Source organism: Pseudomonas sp. NPDC087336, from assembly GCF_044744285.1.
Classification (GTDB): Bacteria; Pseudomonadota; Gammaproteobacteria; order Pseudomonadales; family Pseudomonadaceae; genus Aquipseudomonas.
Window position 1 is genome coordinate 133,674 of the sequence record NZ_JBIUYA010000013.1, and the last position, 16,164, is coordinate 149,837.

Consider the following 16,164-nt stretch of genomic DNA (forward strand, 5'->3'; position numbering starts at 1 on the left):
GGACAAGGCACCCGCGCTTCCCGATCAGCGAGACCTACGACTGCGCTCCCCTACTGCGCCAACTGCACGCGCAACCGGCTTCGACGTGACAAACCGGCCTGCAGGGCAAACGCCAGGACCACGGTCGAGGGCGCGGAAAAGCTGCCCAGGCCACCACCGCTGTACATCAGGGCGAGTCCAGCTGCCGTGGCGCCAAACCAGGCCGTAAGGCCCACCGGGTTGAATGCGGCCACGCGTTCCAGCGCCGTCACGTCACTGCGTCCGTAAAGAATCTGCGCCAACGCGACGCCGACCCAGGCCACCACGAAAATGCCTTGGTAAGCCAACGCCTTGAGCAAATAGGCAAACACGTCGGCGAGCATCAAGCCGTACACGATCACCCCAACCGCCAGGGCCCATGCCCAGTACGAACCGCGTACACCGAAACGGGCGAAGAACGCCTGCATGTTGAGCGTTGCCAGGTAGTAATTGGCAGTATTGATGCGGGTTTGCGTGGCCCAGACAAACAACAATCCCCACAGGCCCATCAACTGCAGGATCGCCATGACCACCGACACTTCGTTCAGCGCGCCTTCATGGGGAATGCTGCTGACCAGGTAGATACCCGCTGCGCCGTTGAGCAGAAAGGTCACCGCGTAGAACGGCATGCCGAAGTTCCAGCGACCGTGATACTCAGCGTCCTCGGGCTTGCCGAAACGGGCATAGTCGAAGGTGAACAGCATCAGCACCCAAACGCCCATGTAGGCGACGAAGCAATCCCACCAGCCAGTCGCACTGGGTGTTGCCGGGCCGAAATCCAGCCATTGCGGCTGGTAACCATAGCGGCTGATCGACAGCCCCACCGCCACCAGCAAGCCACCCAGGTAGACCGGCAGCAGCACGCCATTGAGCTTGTCCAGCCAGTGCTGCACGCTGCCCAGGATCATCGGCACGCTGTACAGCACCACCAGCAACGCGGCCAGTGGATAGACCAGTTCGGGGTACAGGTGATTAAGCGCCACGGCGATCACCGAACCCTCGAACACCGCGTAATAGATCGCCGTGGAAAAGAAGATCAAGGTGGCCAGGCACGCCCCGGTGCTGCCGAACAACAGCCGCGAGAACAACGCCACGGACAAGCCGCTACGGATCGCGAAGCGGCTGAGCACACTGTTGACCAGTCCGTAGCTGATCACCGACAACAGCATGCCGATCAGCGCATTGCGTGCGCCATAGGACAGCGCCAGGGAAGCGCCCACCACGATGTAGAACATCGCACTGCACACCGCCCACCAGGCCATGGTCAGGGACAGCCGCCCCATGCGCGCTTGCGGTGGAACGGGATGATTGGCCGGGTCCTGCCCGGTTTGACTCGATTGCGATAAAGCAGCCATATGCGTGAACTCCAGAACCAGTCAAAGGTTGAAGCGCGGGCAGCCGCCACCGCACCGTAGTGCGGCGTTGGCTTGCCGTTTGGCTTTACCCGCGCAGTGCGACGGGCAGCGTCAGGAAGGGAACAGCTTGCTCAGGCAGCTGAGTTTTTTCTTATAGGAGCGTCGCGCTTGCAGCGCTTCTTCGAGGGTCACCGCCACGAAACGGGCTTTCTGGTTGGGTTGCATCTGGCCGATCAGGTCGAGGTCGGCGCTGATCACCGTACCGATCATCGCGTAGCCACCACCAGACACCGCATCGCGGTGCAGCACGATGGGTTCGAGACCGGCAGGCACCTGGATCGAGCCGATCGGGTAGCAACTGTCGACGATGTTCGACGGATCGGAACCAGCGCCAAAGGGTTGCTCGCGCGGCTGAAAGCTCAGCGGGCTGCCGCCCTTGAAGCGATAGCCGATACGGTCCGCTTCCGAGCCGACGGTCCATGCCTCGGCGAAAAAGCTGTCCGCCGCCGCAGGGGTCAACCGGTCGTAGTACAGCCCCGGCACCACGCGCAAGGTGATTTCGCCACCCAGGGATTGGCGCAACGCCATGGGCAAACTGGCCCCGGCGCGGCCTTTGCCACTGGCGATGCCCACGGGCAGTCCATCACCGGCTATCAGCCTGCGCCCTTGAAAACCGCCGAGCGCACCCAGCGCATAGGTCGAACGGCTGCCGAGCACCACCGGCACATCGACCCCACCGGCGACCGCCAGATAGGCACGCGCGCCGGCCTTTGGAAAGTCAAAGCGCAGCACTTGCCCGGCCTTGACCGTGAAGGCGGTGTCCAGATGCATGTCCACACCATCGACCTTTGGCGTCATGTGCGCACCGCACACGGCCACCAACGCGTCTTGCGCAAATTCCAGTTCCGGGCCTAGCAACGTGCATTCAAGCGCCGCCGCGCCCGCCGGATTGCCGACCAACTGGTTGGCTGCGCTCAACGCGTATTGGTCGAGCGCCCCGGAAGGCGGAATGCCCAAGTGGTAGTAGCCTTCGCGGCCCAGGTCCTGTACCGAGGTGGCCAGACCGGGTTTGAGTACCTTGATCATGCCAACACCTCCTGCAGCGACTTGGGATAGCCGACGGGATCGGCCAGAAACGCATCCAGCGAAAACTCCACCGAGCGGATCCGCAGATCGAAGCGCCCTGCTTCGACTTCGGCCACGGCAAAGTCGTACTCCTCTCGGTCCATTGGCTTGAACTGCACGATGTCACCCGGACGGAAGAACACCATGTGTTCCTTGAGGTACGCCAGGTTCTGCTGCGGGTCGTAGATCGGTGCCGGCGTGACGCCGAACATTTGATAACCACCGGCCCCGCGCACCGAGTAGATGCAACCGAAGCAACCGCCATGACCCAGGGTCAATTTGGGCGTATCGGTGCGCGGTCGCAGGTATTTTGGCACCTGCAACTGACGCTCGCGCTCGACCATCTGGAACATAAACGGCAACCCAGCGACGAAGCCGACCATAGAGACAAACCATGGCGCGCCACTGTGGGCGGCAATGAACGCCTCGACGTCCGCCAGGCCGTTGATCCGCGCGGCGTATTCCAGGTCTGTCGCACTCGGGTCCTGGTGGCGGTCGCGAAAGCGCATCAGGGTTTCGTGGGTCCAGGGATCGTTATAGAGCACCGGAATCTCGATGATCCGGGTCTGCAACGTGCGCTCGGCCACAGCCTCGGCTTCTGCGCCTTTTACCGCTTCGAGCAAGGTGTGAGGGGCGATACGGTCCGGGTCGAAACGGATCTGGAACGAGGCATTGGCCAGGCATACATCGAGTACGCCATCCAGCGCCAGTCGCTCCACGGCGCGGGTCACGGCCATGCCCTTGAAAAACGCTTCAAGGGACATGCTGTCGCTGACTTCAGCGAACAAATGCTCGTCGGCGCCAAAGCTGTAGCGGATTGGGGTACTCATGCTTCACCTCCGCTGCGACGCTCGGCCAGCCAGGTTTCCAGGGTGCCGGTGTGGAAGTCGGCGCTGTGCAGCCACGGTTGTTCCAGCAGCTCACCGTGCAGCGACAGGGTGCTGGCCATGCCGGTGAGCGTGGTCTGCTCGACCGCGACTCGGGCACGGGCCAACGCTTCGTTGCGGTCGCGGCCATGCACGATCAGCTTGGCCAGCAGAGAGTCATAGTACGGCGGCACTCGGTAGCCTTGATAGAGATGGCTGTCGACCCGCACGCCCTCCCCCTGTGGCCAGATCAGCGATTCGACCAGACCCGGGCTGGGGAAGAAATCCCGCGCCGGGTCTTCGGCATTCAGGCGCATTTGCAAGGCGGCGCCATTGAGCTGGATGTCGCTTTGCGTGAAGCCCAGCGGCTCGCCACCGGCAATGCGCAGCATGGCCTGGACCAAATCGATACCGGTAATGAGTTCGCTGACCGGGTGTTCCACCTGGATCCGCGTGTTCATCTCGATGAAAAAAAACTCGCCGGTAGCGTCGTCGTACAAATACTCCAGGGTGCCGGCGCCCTTGTAGCCAAGAGCCTCGGTCAGGCGCACGGCGCTAGAGCAAAGCGTCTCGCGCTGTTGTGGATTGAGGACCGGTGACGGCGCTTCTTCAAAGATCTTCTGACGCCGACGTTGCAGCGAGCACTCGCGCTCGAACAGGTGCACAGCGTGCTGACCATCGCCCAACACCTGCACTTCGATGTGCCGGGCCTTGCCGATAAACCGTTCCAGATACACCGCACCGTTACCGAATGCAGCCTGGGCTTCGCGCTGGGAACGGGGGAACTCTTCGCTCAGTTGCTGGGCGTTTTCCGCCAGGCGAATACCACGTCCGCCACCACCGGCCGAAGCCTTGATTAGCAATGGGAAGCCTACGGATTCGGCAGCCTTGAGCGCCGACTCGACGTCGAACAGCTCACCGGGGGAACCGGGCACCACCGGCACGCCAGCCGCTTGCGCGGTGCGCCGGGCTTCGGCCTTGTCGCCCATGCGCCGGATCGTCTCGGCGCTGGGCCCGACGAAGATCGCGCCGGCGGCGACAACAGCTTCAGCAAAATCGGCGTTCTCCGAGAGAAAACCATAACCGGGGTGTACCGCATTGGCGCCGGTGGCTTTCAAGGCGCCGAGCAATGCCTCGACGTTCAGATAACTTTTGTCAGCGCGGGCCGGGCCGAGAATGTGCACCTCGTCGGCCATGCGCGCTGCCTGGGATTCGACGTCCGCTTCGCTGCAGGCGGCAACGGTGGGAATCCCCAGCGCTTTGGCGGCGCGGATAATCCGCACTGCGATTTCGCCACGGTTGGCGATGAGTAATTTACGAATACGTTGAGTCATGATCGCCCCCTACCCTCAATGGCCATCGAGCGTTGCGATGACCTGACCCGGCTCCACCGGATCACCGTCTTCGACCAGGAAGGCACTGAGGCGACCGGCCGTCCCGGCGGTCAATTCGGAAAACTGCTTCATGACCTCGATCAGGCCAATCACGGTGTCAGCGCTGACCTGCGCGCCCACTTCGACGTAATTCGCCGATTCGGGCGTGGCTTTGCGATAGAAGGTCCCTGGCAATGGGGTGATGATTGTGTATTCGGCCATGTCTGTTCCTCTTGGAATAGTTGTAGAAAGGCAGGCATAAAAATTGATCGGTATTTGAACCCTGGCGTCTCTGTGCCTGGTGTTTCGTTGTGATTCAGGCCTTAGCGCGGTGCGCGAACCTTGATCCCCGCGTCATCCAGCGCCTTGCGTGTGGCCTCGACCAACGCCAGGGCACCCGGTGTATCGCTGTGCAAACAGATGGAATCGAATTCGATGGCCAGGTCTTCGCCTTCGACGGTGCGCACCACACCTTCCTGGCAGGCACGCAGCACCCGCGCCGCCACTTGGGTCGGGTCGTAGGCCCGTACGTTGCGGGTAAAGACGATGGAGCCGCTGAGGTCGTACTCGCGGTCGGCGTAGAACTCGCGGATCACCGGTTGGCCCAGTTCCCGGGCGACACGCCAGATCACTGAGTTGGGCATGCAATACAGCAGCAACTCGGGCTCCAGGCGCTGGAGATTTTCCACCAGCAAACGCGCAGCTTGCTCGTCGCGGGCCAGGTGCATGTACAGGGCGCCGTGGGGTTTGATGTGTTGCAGCGCCACGCCCTGAACCCGGGCGAGTTCACGCAGCGCACCCAACTGGTAAAGCATGTCGTCGACCAGCTCCTGGGCCGGTGCATTGATGTGCCGGCGGCCGAAGCCGACCAGGTCGCGGAACCCCGGATGCGCGCCGATGGCCACGCCCAGCTGTTTCGCCCGTTCGACGGTGCGGCGCATGGTGCTTGGGTCGCCGGCATGGAAACCGGTGGCGATGTTGGCGGTGCTGATAAAGCCCATCAGCTCATTGTCAACGCCATCGCCGATGGTCCATGGGCCAAAGCCTTCGCCCATGTCCGAATTGAAATCTACTGCCTGCATGACGCTTGCTCCTGACGCTTGTGACTTCATGCAGGCCACGTTAAATTCCCGCCAACCCCTTGGGAAGATCTATTATCAGAGGGGCCATCTTCTGAAAAACAGATAACCCTGAAAACAGACAATGGAGTGCCCATGTCACTGACCCTGCGCCAGGTCCGCTATTTCGTCGCCACTGCGGAGATCGGGCAAATCTCCCAAGCGGCCATCCACCTGAACATTTCCCAGTCCGCGGTGACCACCGCGATCAAGGAGCTGGAAGCCATGCTCGGCACGCTGTTGTTCCAGCGCTCGGCCCAGGGCATGAGCCTGACCGATGCCGGGCGGCATTTTCTCAATCGTGCCTACGTGATTTTGCGCAGCGTCGACGACGCGTTGAATAGCCCGCTGCCGGACGTCCGCGCCAGTGGCCTGTTACGTTTGGCCGCGAGCTACACGGTGATCGGCTACTTTCTGCCGCACCATCTGCAACGGCTTGAACACTGGCACCCGGACGTAGCCATCGAGGTTCACGAACAAGAACGCACGGCCATCGAGCAAGGCCTGCTGGAAGGAAAATTCGACATGGCGGTGGTGCTGACCGCGAACCTCACTCACCCGGACATCGTCTCGGAAACCCTCTTCAACTCCGAACGCCGGTTATGGCTGCCCAGCCATCATCCCCTGCTCGAACGCTCCGCCGTCAGCCTGGCTGACGTTGCGCAAGAGCCCTTTATCCTGTTGACCGTCGACGAAGCCGAACAGAGCGCCAAGCGTTACTGGGAACACGCGCACCAGCAGCCAAACGTGCGGATACGCACCAGTTCGGTCGAAGCAGTGCGCAGCATGGTCGCCAATGGCAGCGGCGTGGCGATCCTCTCGGACCTGGTGCACCGCCCTTGGTCGCTGGAAGGCAAACGCATCGAAACCCTGACCGTCACCGACAAGGTCACCCCCATGAGCGTCGGCCTGGCCTGGCATCGCGAGCGCGATTTCAGCCCGGCCATGCAAGCGTTTCGTAACTATTTCCACGATGCCTTCCTGGCACCGCAACAACTGTCGGCACGGCGCTAGTTCACCCGGCTGCGGTACGTTGCCGTTTTATCCGGTACATGTCGTCGTCCGCATGGCTGAGCAGTGCATCGGCATCTTCCCCGTCCGCGGGATAACAGGCGATGCCGATACTGCAGGACGGCATTGTGAGCGCGCCAGAGCCAGCGTCCGGTGGCTCGGCCATGACCGCGAGAATCTGCGCGACTTTCTCGCACACGTCGCCCTGGGACTGGATATCGGTCAACAGCACAGTGAATTCATCACCGCCCATCCTCGCCACCGTGTCCGTCTCGCGTATGCAGCCCTGCAGCCGACGGGCAATCATGCAGAGCACCTGATCGCCCACGGCATGGCCATGGACATCGTTGATGCCCTTGAAGTCATTGATATCCAGAAACAGCAAGGCCAGGCTGCTGTCGTGGCGGTTTGCCGTGCGCAGGGCCGCGTCCAGGCGATCATTGAACAGCGCGCGGTTGGCCAGCCCCGTCAGCGGATCATGATGGGCGAGGAAGCGCAGTTCCTCCTCCGCCTGCCAAAGGGCCGTGACGTTGCGCGCCACACCGATCCGTGCCCCCACCTCCTCGGACCAGAAGGCCGCCCAAAGGATGTGCACGACACCGCCATCCTTGCGGATATACCGGTTGCGGAAATCGAAGTGCGGCTGGCCATTCATGACCCGGACAATGGAGGCTCGTGTTTTCGCCAGGTCGTCAGGATGCATGTAGTCGGTGATCGGGGTGCCGGTCAGCTCTTCAGCACGGTAACCGAGCAGCGCCTGACAGGCATCACTGACAAATACGATCTGGTTATGCCTGTCGACCACGAAGACCGTGTCCAGCATCAGATGGATCAGTTTGGGGTAGAGCGCTTGCAAGTCGACGGGCATAGGTCAGGAAAGTCCCGGTTCATGTAACGCTGATCATGCCTGATCGCGAAGGGAGGGGGCTAGGAACTTCTCATGCCGATTGTCTGCGCCAGGTGCCGGGAGATGCACCAAACTGGCGCTTGAAGGCGCGACTGAACGCCGCTTCGGATTCGTAGCCGACTGAAAAACCGATCTGCGCCACATTCGCGCGACCTTCACGCAACTGTTGAGCCGCCACGTGCATCCGCCAGAGCGTCAGGTATTGCATCGGTGGCTGTCCGACCAATGCGGTGAAGCGCTGGGCGAATACCGAGCGCGACATGCCCACCTCAAGCGCCAGGGCTTCTGCAGTCCAGTCCTCGGTCGGACGGTCATGGAGCAGCGCCAGTGCGCGCCCGATCTGCGGATCGCGCAAACCGGCCAACCACCCGTGCCTTTCGGCCGGGAGGCTCGCGACGTACTGGCTGACGGCTTCGACGAAGAGCAACTCCGAGAGTTTGGCGATGACCGCCGTCGAGCCGACGCGTCCTGCCCCGGTCTCGCTCACGGCGAAACGGAACGAGCTTTCAATCCAGGCCCCTGACGCCGTGGCGCGCATGTCCAGTTTCAATACCGATGGCAGCGACGACAGCAGCGGATTGAAGGGGGTTTCGGAGCCGAGGAATCCGCACAATAACTGTGTGACCTCGCCACCCCCGCCGCACTTGATGCGTGAAATACCACCGACTTGCGGCGGCGTAATGACGTCGCGCGCCGACAGGGGCGCAATGCGCAGGTCACTGCCAAACGTATGAACGTCGTTGCGGGCCAACAGAATCAGTTCGCCTGCGCGCACGTCGAGGGGGGCGCCATCGCCAATGCGCAATTGCATGTGCCCCGCCGCGACAAAATGCGAGGCAATGATATGACGAGGCGCCGCCAGGAACGGTTTGCAATCGTCGGCAGAGATTCTTCCGCTCATGCACCAGGGCGCAGTGAACTCCGCCTCGAGGAACACCCCTCCAGACAGCCGGATCACACGCAAGACATCAGAAAGCGCATCGAGCAATTGCCAACCTCCTTTACGGAGTCTGGAGCAAGTAATCAGGCGCAGCGGTCATTCTTCACCTGGACGGCGAGGCCTAGATTAGCACCAACGCGGACTCAGCGATCAGAACTCTCCCCAGAGGCTTCATCAGGGTCATTGGCTCCGACGGCACCGCCCTCAACCTGGAAAGCTGGAGATCGATATGAACACCTTCGCGACCCTCCCCGCCCCTGATTCGCGCAACGCCGCCCGTTACGCTCAATTGGTCAGATCATCGAAAAAGGCCGAATGGCAGATCGATCGCGATCTGCTGCAGGACCGGCGTTTCGACTTCTCACGCAAATTCCTGCCCGACTCACTGTCACTGGTCGACCGACTGAGCTTTTTCACCACGCACGAGGCGCGCCTGCTCAGCCAGATCCAAGGCCGGACCTATGCGTACATCTTTGGTCTTGTCGAGCGCTTTATCAGCGCCAAAATGCTCGATCAAGGTCGCGCCCATGTCTTTGACGATCAGCTCGCACTCGAAGCGCTGGTGCGCTTTTCCAACGACGAGATCAAGCATCAAGAGCTGTTCCGGCGCATGGAGACAATGATTGGCTCGCAATTGCCGGCGGGATATCGGCAAGTGGCCGATCCAAACGATGTGGCGCGGGCGGTACTGGCGTCCAGTACCTGGTCGGTGCTGGCGCTGACCTGTCATATCGAGCTGTTCGTTCAAAGCCACTACGCGCAAAGCATCGCCCCGCGCGAGGAGTTGTGCCCGCTGTTCAAGGACGTCTTCAAGTTTCACTGGATGGATGAAAGCCGGCACGTCGTGCTCGACGAACTGGAGTGGAAGGCGGAGCACACAAAACTTTCGCCCGCCGAGTGCGACCGGGCAGTGGACGACCTGATAGCGCTGGTGGCGGCCGTCGACGCCATCCTGCAGGCACAATCGGCAGCCGATGCCGAGTACTTCATGCGCCATGCTTCACGCTCATTCAGTGTCGACCAGACCGCACGCATCAAAGCCTGCGTGCTGGGCGCCTACCGCTGGCAATACATTGTCTCGGGCGTGCAGCATCCTCACTTCGGTCGGCTGCTGACGCGCATGACAACGCCTGCCCAGATGTCGAGGATCCAGGCCGCGCTGGCACCCATCATGAGCCATTGACCGAGGCTGGCCGCCATGACGATACCGATGTGGATGTTGCTTGGATTCGCGACCTGGACGTTGCTGCTGTTGATGGCAACCGTCGGGGTCTATCGCTGGGTCAGGATACTGTTCTCGAATGTGCCGATCGCCTCTTTCCGAAGCGATCGGCTCGAAGGCGAGGATTGGTATCAGCGCGCAACCAGGGCGCACGCGAACTGTGTGGAGAATCTGCCAGTCTTTGGCGCGATCGTGGTCGTGATTTCAGCCCTTGGCGTTCACGGCCCCACCGTAGACTACCTGTCCACTCTCATCCTGGTTGCCCGGGTGGGCCAGTCGTTGGTGCATGTCTGCCATGTGCAAACCAACAGCATCGTGGCCGTTCGGTTCAGCTTCTTTTTCGTTCAGTTGGCCTGTTTTCTCACGCTCATTGTCATGGCCGCCTGGTACGGCGCTTGAAGCCTTTTCTGAACCGGGCCATGGCCTGCCGCACGTTGCGCAGGCCACAGTGCCGAACCGCTTGCCTGATGCGCCCCTAGCCAGCGCTGATGTTGCCGCAGAAAAGTGCGCGGCTACCGTCTGCCGGGCTGCTGCGAACCAGCAAGGCATAGCTGCCCTTGGTCAGTTCGCTCAGCGCCACCGGTGCCTGGGCCCAATGTTGGGTGCGCGGGGCCAGCGACGGGTAGTCGACGCTGTTGCCCTGACGGGTCCTGTACGCCGGTTGTGCACCCAACTGCTGGCACGAGCCTGCGTAGATTGCGGTGTCGAGACGGCTGGAAACAGCCATATCGTGGGGGACTCCACCGACGGTGAGCCAGATGCTGGTTTGATCGCCCACCGGGCTGAGGGTGGCTCGAGCGATATGCTCTGCGTTTTGCGGGGTAGCAGCGAGGGGGACATCGACAATTTCGTTTCTGCTCGCGCAGCCTGAAATCGCCCCTGCCGCCACTACCAACGCCAGCCAAGATGCACTGTTCATCACAGGTCTCCTGAGTTGAGTTGCGTAGACTTCATCCCCCCTGTGAAGTCTAGTGGCCCGCTTCAGCCGCGGGATCTGGCTGATGGGTGGTCATTGGGAGCGAACGGTACCGGGACATCAATCCATGCAGCACGCCCAGCCTCAATCCCGGATCGGAGGGCGTCATGTGCAACACGCCGAAGACCTTGAACGCCGCCAGCATTGCCACCAGGCCACCCGGCAGGATGCTCAGTCGATCGGCTTGCAAGCCCGCCAGCTTGAGCTGCCTGACATGCCCGCAGATGACATCGATCCGAAACCCCAGGTGGCGTGACATCCAGATGACACTGCGATTAATTGTGCTGCCTTCTGTGCGTCACCGCTTCGTCACATCGCCGGGGGGGACATGCCTATTCCAGAGTTCTAATGGGACTAACCTCTTCGCGGGCAAGCCTCGCTCCTACAGACCCGGCAAAAACACGATGCCGAAATCTCCACATCCGCCCGGGCCATGGCCAGGTTGAGACGAACCTGCGCAACGGCCGCCTCGGCATCGCGCCCCAGGCGCTTCAAACATTCCACGTAGCCGTGCAGGCTCCACACATTGTCCAGGTGCCAGGACGCGCGACCGAGGGTGTTGTCCAGGCCCAGGTCGGCACGATAGGCATGCAGGGCTTCTTCCACCCTGCCCTGTTCCAGCAACAGCGCGCCCAGTGCATGGCGCACCGGTTGCATCCAGCCCCAGGGCTCGTCGTAAGGCAAGTGATCGTCCAGCGACTGTGCCTCGCGCAGGTGGGTGAAGGCTTCGTCGACGTTGCCTTTGCGGTATTCGATTTCACCGCGCAGCATGCCTGCGGCCACGGCCAGGATATCGTTGCATCTGTTGTTGAAGAGGTAGCGCGTGTCCGGCACCCGGGCCCAGGCCTCGAGGAACAGGTGATGCTCGGCCTCGGCGTTGGCGACTTGCCCGCAGGCAGCAAAAGCCACGCCCTTGGCGTAGTGCAGCATGGCCGTGGTCACGCAGTACAGCGCCGGGTCCTCGGGCAACGGCGTGGCGAGGATGTCTTGCCATTTGCCGAAGCGGATCTGCACATGGGCCTTCATCGACACGAAGCTTTCCAGCCAGTCGGCCATGGGCGGTTTTTCCACCCGCAGCAGGTCCTCCCTGATGGTCTCGGCCAGTTGCTCGGCGGCTTCCAGGGCCGGATGGTACTGGCCGAGGAACATCGCCGAGTAGAGCTTGAAATGGTAATTGTGGCTGCGGTACAGGGTGTAGAAGTTGATCGGCCCTTCCTTGGCCAGATAGAGACTGTCGGCCTCGATTGCCCGGTGATTGGTGATCATGGCCCCGCGGTAATCGCCGCAGAGCACGTCGATGTGCGACGGCATATGGCGCAGGTGCCCGGCATCCGGCACCAGGTCGCGCAGGATATCGCCCGCGCGCAAGGCCCGTTCCGGGTACGGCGACATTTCCAGGGTGTGGACGTACATGTGCAGCACGCCGGCGTGTGGTGCTTCGCCGTGTTGCTCCATGCGTTGCAGGGCCCGCTCGAGCACGGCCACGGTTTCCAGGGTGTCGGCGCCAGCCGCCGGCTGGCCGGTTTTCAAGTCCCATAACTGCCAGGGCGTGCGATCGATCAGCGCTTCGGCGAACAGCGCCACCACATCTGGATCGTCGGGAAAACGCTGGTACACATCACGCATGGACGCCGCATAGGCATCGTTCCAGGTGAAGAGCTCATCTACGCTGCTCGTCTGCTCGGCCTGGTAGCGTTGCTGCAACGCGTGGATCATCGCTTGCTCCACTGGCGTCGTGCCTTCGAGGTGCACCAAGGCGATTTGTGTCGCCAGTCGCGCCTGGGCCACGGCCTCCTTGAGCTCCTGTTCGATGAAGGCGTCCCAGCGTTTGTTGTAGTTGGGCCCCGAGGCGTAGGCGATGCCCCAGTAGGCCATCGCGCAATTACGGTCGTGTTCCAGGGCCTTCTGGAAACAACGGATGGCTTCGTCGTGGTTGTAACCGTAGCACCACATCAGGCCGCGGTCGAACCAGAGTTGGGTTTGGGCTGAGCTCGTCGTCACGGGGCGGCTGTAGGTGCCCAGATCGTAATAGTCGTGCATCGGTTTATCCTCTCGACCAGAGTGCGGAACCTGCAAAAAACCAGCATACCCCTGCGCACCTGGCCGGGCGTCATAGCCGACGACAGGCTGCGCTCTATCATCATGTCTACACGAGGCAGGCCACTGACTCTATCAATCGCATCGATGTTCACCATCACACCAATGAAGTTCTCTTAAAAACTGCACGGCGTAACATCAGCTCCATACCAACCAACTACACCCCGGAGCACACGATCATGAAACGCCAAACCCTCCTCAGCATCGCTTTCTCGGTTTTTGCAGTTAACGCTTTTGCCGCTACTTCTGCTGCGCCTGTTGTCGCTGAAGGTGGCTCGGATCGTCTGATTGAAAGCCGAGTGGCCGAGGGTGGTTCTGACCGCCTGATCGAAAATCGTGTCGCTGCCGATGGTTCTGATCGTCTGCAAGGCAACACCGTCGCCGCCGATGGCTCCGACCGCCTGCAAGGCAACACTGTCGCCTGACCCCATCGCTTCATCGCACCCACAAAAAGCCCGGCCTGATCAGCCGGGCTTTTTCGTCACAGGGTTCTTCCCCTGGATCGTGATCGTCTATCCTGTGTGCCCGATTCCAGCCATGCCGCCATCCCGCCGGAGACACCTGTGCCGCCCCTCAGCGCCCGAGAGATTTACCAGCAACTGCGCGACGCCGCCCTGGGCCTGCGCCCGCTCAAGCGCCTTGATGGGCAAGCGGGTCCGGTATTAATCGACATCGAGGGTTGGCGCTTGAGCCTCGATGTCGACCACACTCACCTGCGCCACTGCCTGCATTGCCAAAGCCCGGATGGCCGCGCGTTCGAGGGTGGACAGCGTTTCGGGACTGACCCGGTGAGTTTGCTCAGCACCTGGGAGCTGGCGCAGATCGAGCGGTTGCTGGCGGGCGATTGCCAAAGTGCTCCTTGAACTATCGTTCATCTGACTCAGCTGTGATACATAAGACCTCATGCGCATCCCGTGCCCGAGAGGTTGCTTATGTTCCACTGCCCACGCTTGCCGCAAATTCTGGCTTGCTCGCTGTTCGGCTTACTCGCCAGCGTCGCCCATGCCGCCACGCCCCCCCCGGCACCCGAAACGCTGCAGCCACTGCTGAACACCATCAACGAGCGCCTGGACATTGCCGACCTGGTGGCGCTGACCAAGTGGGACAGTGGCAAACCGATCCAGGATACCGCACGGGAAACCCTGCTCATCAACAACGCCAGGAAGCAGGCAACCGGAAGCAACGTGAACCCGGACGAAGCCGCCGACTTGATCGCCGCACAGATCGAAGCCAACAAACTGGTGCAATACGGACTGATCGCGCAATGGCAAGCGGCGCACAAGGCGCCCGACTTGCCGAGGCCGGACTTGACTCAATTGCGCGTTAAACAGGATGAGCTGCAAGCCCGTCTGCTGCAGCAATACGCCGATTTCGTGCCCTATCGCGTCGACCCCGAATGCCCGCAGTGGCTGGCTGAGCAGCGCTCGGGCCTGATCAAGGATGCCCTGCATGGCCAGGCGTTGATCCGCGCTACAGGGGAGCTGTGCATCACGGATCTATGATCAATACCAATCTCCCCCCTGTAGGAGCGAGCATGCTCGCGATGGAGGTCAACGATAACGCAGGGAGCCTGACACCCCGCGGCGCTCTCAGGTTTTTCGCGAGCGTGCTCGCTCCTACAGGAAGTGTTCTGCACGTTTTGAACAACAACAAAAAACAGGAGTTGAACATGTCTGAACTGCAACTGCATCCCAAGGCCGCAGAGTCCCTGAGCCTGTGGCACGCGATGATCCGCACCGGCGATCTCAAGGCCTTGCCTGCGTTGCTGGACCCGCAAGCGGTGTTTCGCTCGCCCATGGCGCACACGCCGTATCCCGGGGCACCGGTGGTTTCGATGATTCTCAACACGGTGTCCAAGGTGTTCGAAGATTTCACCTATCATCGCGAACTGGCGAGCGCCGACGGCTTGAACGTGATTCTGGAATTCAGCGCCAGGGTCGGCGACAAACAGCTCAAGGGCATCGACATGATCCGCTTTGACGAGCAGGGAAAAATCGTCGATTTCGAAGTGATGGTCCGCCCCCTCAGTGGCTTGCAGGCACTGGGCGAGGAAATGGGCCGGCGGCTCGGCGCTTATCTGGCCGCCAGCAAAGCCTGATCGTTGTGCAACGCCGGCCGAGCCTTGGGCACCACCTGCAACTCGACCGGCTCACCCAGCAACGCACTGCAGCGCGAGCGTAACCAGCGCTGGCCGGGGTCGTTGTGCACCGCTGCGCGCCAGGCCATGGACAGTTCCGGTACGGGCAGTTGCAACGGTACCGGCTCAACCCGCATTCCTCCCATCGAAACCACCGCCTTGGCCACGTAATCCGGCACGATCGCCAGCATGTCGCTTTGCGCCAGCAACCCCGGCAACACACTGAACTGCGGGACGGTCAGCACCACTTTGCGTTGCCGGCCCAGCAGGCGCAAGACGTGGTCGGTGTCATCCGCCGCATTGCCCATGGATGACACCAGCACATGGGGCCGCCGGCAGAACTCGTCCAGCCCCAGCACTCCCGGCCGGGTGTCAGCGCGCAGCAGCATCGGGCGGATGGGCCGCAAGCCTTTGCGCCGGGCGTTGGCCGGCAGCTCGTCGGTGTGACTGATGCCCACGCAGATGTCGCCATTGCCCAACCTGTGCGACATCTGCTGCTGATCGACACGGCGCACGATCAAGGTGATGTGCGGTGCCTCGATGCGCAATTGGCGCAACAGCCGCGGCAGCAGCGCGTATTCGACATCATCGAACAGGCCGACACGAAACGTTGTCTCGCTGGTGCGCGGGTCGAACGATTGGCAACGGCTCAACGCGGCGGCAATGCCGTCCAGCGCCGGTGCCAGGTTGGCGAAGATTTCCTCGGCCCGTGCGGTCGGTTCCATCATTCGACCGCAACGAATGAACAGCGGGTCATCGAACAGCGCACGCAAGCGGCCCAGGGCACCGCTGATGGTGGGCTGTCCGAGGAACAGCTTTTCACCGACGCGGCTGACATTTCGCTCATGCATCATCGTCTCGAAAACCACCAGCAGGTTGATGTCGGCACGACGCAGGTCATTTCTGTTCATGAGGTTCGCTACCCGGCACGCGGCCTTTGAGTTCGGGAAGGTGCCTGGACAGGCTATGGCCGCGCAGGAAAAACGTCTGTCGTACTTGGGGACAACAGGATCATGCGT

17 protein-coding genes and 2 pseudogenes are annotated in these 16,164 nt (G+C 61.7%); 7 read left to right on the forward strand and 12 right to left on the reverse strand.

The features are described from left to right. Positions 1–50: 50 nt before the first annotated feature. The 6 genes from ACIO0C_RS15470 to ACIO0C_RS15495 form a co-directional block, all read right to left on the reverse strand. Positions 51–1,373 carry a purine-cytosine permease family protein gene (locus ACIO0C_RS15470; RefSeq protein WP_401313486.1) on the reverse strand — a complete coding sequence of 441 codons (1,323 nt, stop codon included), beginning with the start codon at positions 1,371–1,373 and terminating at the stop codon, positions 51–53. A 111-nt stretch (positions 1,374–1,484) separates the two neighbouring features. Beyond that, positions 1,485–2,459: a biotin-dependent carboxyltransferase family protein gene (locus tag ACIO0C_RS15475; protein WP_401313488.1), complete on the reverse strand. Its 975-nt coding sequence runs from the start codon at positions 2,457–2,459 to the stop codon at positions 1,485–1,487. Continuing rightward, complete coding sequence (locus ACIO0C_RS15480) at positions 2,456–3,328, reverse strand: allophanate hydrolase subunit 1 (RefSeq protein ID WP_401313489.1); 873 nt, start codon at positions 3,326–3,328, stop codon at positions 2,456–2,458. Before ACIO0C_RS15480 ends, ACIO0C_RS15475 begins: the two co-directional genes overlap by 4 nt. Then, positions 3,325–4,698 (reverse strand): acetyl-CoA carboxylase biotin carboxylase subunit, encoded by a 1,374-nt coding sequence (locus ACIO0C_RS15485; RefSeq protein WP_401313491.1) that lies wholly within the window; start codon positions 4,696–4,698, stop codon positions 3,325–3,327. The genes ACIO0C_RS15480 and ACIO0C_RS15485 overlap by 4 nt, the downstream gene beginning before the upstream one ends. Positions 4,699–4,713: 15 nt before the next feature. Next, positions 4,714–4,959, reverse strand: coding sequence for an acetyl-CoA carboxylase (locus ACIO0C_RS15490; RefSeq protein ID WP_401313493.1), 246 nt, complete (start codon positions 4,957–4,959; stop codon positions 4,714–4,716). A 101-nt stretch (positions 4,960–5,060) separates the two neighbouring features. Beyond that, the gene (locus tag ACIO0C_RS15495) at positions 5,061–5,819 is read right to left on the reverse strand and encodes a 5-oxoprolinase subunit PxpA (RefSeq protein WP_401313494.1); all 759 of its coding nucleotides are present in this window, start codon (positions 5,817–5,819) and stop codon (positions 5,061–5,063) included. A 132-nt stretch (positions 5,820–5,951) separates the two neighbouring features. Here ACIO0C_RS15495 and ACIO0C_RS15500 point away from each other — a divergent pair, with 132 nt between their 5' ends. Beyond that, a complete protein-coding gene (locus ACIO0C_RS15500) occupies positions 5,952–6,869 on the forward strand; it encodes a LysR family transcriptional regulator (protein WP_020800698.1) in 918 nt (305 codons plus the stop codon). A gap of 1 nt (position 6,870) precedes the next feature. On the opposite strand, the gene ACIO0C_RS15505 is transcribed toward ACIO0C_RS15500, so the two are convergent. Both ACIO0C_RS15505 and ACIO0C_RS15510 read right to left on the reverse strand, forming a co-directional pair. Then, the gene (locus tag ACIO0C_RS15505) at positions 6,871–7,734 is read right to left on the reverse strand and encodes a diguanylate cyclase domain-containing protein (RefSeq protein ID WP_401313496.1); all 864 of its coding nucleotides are present in this window, start codon (positions 7,732–7,734) and stop codon (positions 6,871–6,873) included. Positions 7,735–7,804: 70 nt separating this feature from the next. Next, entirely contained in the window at positions 7,805–8,761 is a 957-nt protein-coding gene (locus tag ACIO0C_RS15510) for an AraC family transcriptional regulator (RefSeq protein ID WP_401313498.1), read from the reverse strand. Between the two features lie 181 nt (positions 8,762–8,942). Here ACIO0C_RS15510 and ACIO0C_RS15515 point away from each other — a divergent pair, with 181 nt between their 5' ends. Together ACIO0C_RS15515 and ACIO0C_RS15520 are read left to right on the forward strand one after the other, a co-directional pair. Continuing rightward, a complete protein-coding gene (locus ACIO0C_RS15515) occupies positions 8,943–9,896 on the forward strand; it encodes a diiron oxygenase (protein ID WP_401313500.1) in 954 nt (317 codons plus the stop codon). A 15-nt stretch (positions 9,897–9,911) separates the two neighbouring features. After that, on the forward strand, positions 9,912–10,334 hold the full coding sequence (locus tag ACIO0C_RS15520) for an MAPEG family protein (protein WP_401313502.1): 423 nt from the start codon (positions 9,912–9,914) through the stop codon (positions 10,332–10,334). 76 nt (positions 10,335–10,410) lie between these two features. On the opposite strand, the gene ACIO0C_RS15525 is transcribed toward ACIO0C_RS15520, so the two are convergent. From ACIO0C_RS15525 to ACIO0C_RS15535, 3 genes and pseudogenes are all read right to left on the reverse strand, one after another. Then, a complete protein-coding gene (locus ACIO0C_RS15525; protein WP_401313504.1) occupies positions 10,411–10,854 on the reverse strand; it encodes a hypothetical protein in 444 nt (147 codons plus the stop codon). A gap of 49 nt (positions 10,855–10,903) precedes the next feature. Then, positions 10,904–11,131, reverse strand: a pseudogene (locus ACIO0C_RS15530) (hypothetical protein); the annotation flags it as partial. A 134-nt stretch (positions 11,132–11,265) separates the two neighbouring features. Continuing rightward, positions 11,266–12,951, reverse strand: a complete 1,686-nt coding sequence (locus tag ACIO0C_RS15535) for a hypothetical protein (RefSeq protein WP_401313506.1) — start codon at positions 12,949–12,951, stop codon at positions 11,266–11,268. Positions 12,952–13,187: 236 nt separating this feature from the next. Between ACIO0C_RS15535 and ACIO0C_RS15540 the strand changes: the two are divergent. The 4 genes and pseudogenes from ACIO0C_RS15540 to ACIO0C_RS15555 form a co-directional block, all read left to right on the forward strand. Continuing rightward, a pseudogene (locus ACIO0C_RS15540) lies at positions 13,188–13,430 on the forward strand (hypothetical protein); the annotation flags it as partial. 141 nt (positions 13,431–13,571) lie between these two features. Beyond that, positions 13,572–13,871, forward strand: a complete 300-nt coding sequence (locus tag ACIO0C_RS15545; RefSeq protein ID WP_401313508.1) for a hypothetical protein — start codon at positions 13,572–13,574, stop codon at positions 13,869–13,871. A 69-nt stretch (positions 13,872–13,940) separates the two neighbouring features. Further along, complete coding sequence (locus ACIO0C_RS15550) at positions 13,941–14,510, forward strand: chorismate mutase (protein WP_401313509.1); 570 nt, start codon at positions 13,941–13,943, stop codon at positions 14,508–14,510. A 167-nt stretch (positions 14,511–14,677) separates the two neighbouring features. Next, positions 14,678–15,106, forward strand: a complete 429-nt coding sequence (locus ACIO0C_RS15555) for a nuclear transport factor 2 family protein (RefSeq protein WP_110754969.1) — start codon at positions 14,678–14,680, stop codon at positions 15,104–15,106. On the opposite strand, the gene ACIO0C_RS15560 is transcribed toward ACIO0C_RS15555, so the two are convergent. Then, positions 15,082–16,056: a LysR family transcriptional regulator gene (locus ACIO0C_RS15560; protein WP_401313511.1), complete on the reverse strand. Its 975-nt coding sequence runs from the start codon at positions 16,054–16,056 to the stop codon at positions 15,082–15,084. The two genes, ACIO0C_RS15555 and ACIO0C_RS15560, sit on opposite strands and share 25 nt — an antisense overlap. Between the last annotated feature and the right edge of the window lie 108 nt (positions 16,057–16,164).

Bases quoted from the DNA above. Each gene is read 5' to 3' on its own strand.
- ACIO0C_RS15490 (WP_401313493.1), bottom strand. From the start codon at position 4,959: ATGGCCGAATACACAATCATCACCCCATTGCCAGGGACCTTCTATCGC.
- ACIO0C_RS15485 (WP_401313491.1), bottom strand. From the start codon at position 4,698: ATGACTCAACGTATTCGTAAATTACTCATCGCCAACCGTGGCGAAATC.
- ACIO0C_RS15480 (WP_401313489.1), bottom strand. From the start codon at position 3,328: ATGAGTACCCCAATCCGCTACAGCTTTGGCGCCGACGAGCATTTGTTC.
- ACIO0C_RS15495 (WP_401313494.1), bottom strand. From the start codon at position 5,819: ATGCAGGCAGTAGATTTCAATTCGGACATGGGCGAAGGCTTTGGCCCA.
- ACIO0C_RS15500 (WP_020800698.1), top strand. From the start codon at position 5,952: ATGTCACTGACCCTGCGCCAGGTCCGCTATTTCGTCGCCACTGCGGAG.
- ACIO0C_RS15550 (WP_401313509.1), top strand. From the start codon at position 13,941: ATGTTCCACTGCCCACGCTTGCCGCAAATTCTGGCTTGCTCGCTGTTC.
- ACIO0C_RS15555 (WP_110754969.1), top strand. From the start codon at position 14,678: ATGTCTGAACTGCAACTGCATCCCAAGGCCGCAGAGTCCCTGAGCCTG.
- ACIO0C_RS15535 (WP_401313506.1), bottom strand. From the start codon at position 12,951: ATGCACGACTATTACGATCTGGGCACCTACAGCCGCCCCGTGACGACG.
- ACIO0C_RS15470 (WP_401313486.1), bottom strand. From the start codon at position 1,373: ATGGCTGCTTTATCGCAATCGAGTCAAACCGGGCAGGACCCGGCCAAT.
- ACIO0C_RS15560 (WP_401313511.1), bottom strand. From the start codon at position 16,056: ATGAACAGAAATGACCTGCGTCGTGCCGACATCAACCTGCTGGTGGTT.
- ACIO0C_RS15515 (WP_401313500.1), top strand. From the start codon at position 8,943: ATGAACACCTTCGCGACCCTCCCCGCCCCTGATTCGCGCAACGCCGCC.
- ACIO0C_RS15475 (WP_401313488.1), bottom strand. From the start codon at position 2,459: ATGATCAAGGTACTCAAACCCGGTCTGGCCACCTCGGTACAGGACCTG.
- ACIO0C_RS15505 (WP_401313496.1), bottom strand. From the start codon at position 7,734: ATGCCCGTCGACTTGCAAGCGCTCTACCCCAAACTGATCCATCTGATG.
- ACIO0C_RS15525 (WP_401313504.1), bottom strand. From the start codon at position 10,854: ATGAACAGTGCATCTTGGCTGGCGTTGGTAGTGGCGGCAGGGGCGATT.
- ACIO0C_RS15520 (WP_401313502.1), top strand. From the start codon at position 9,912: ATGACGATACCGATGTGGATGTTGCTTGGATTCGCGACCTGGACGTTG.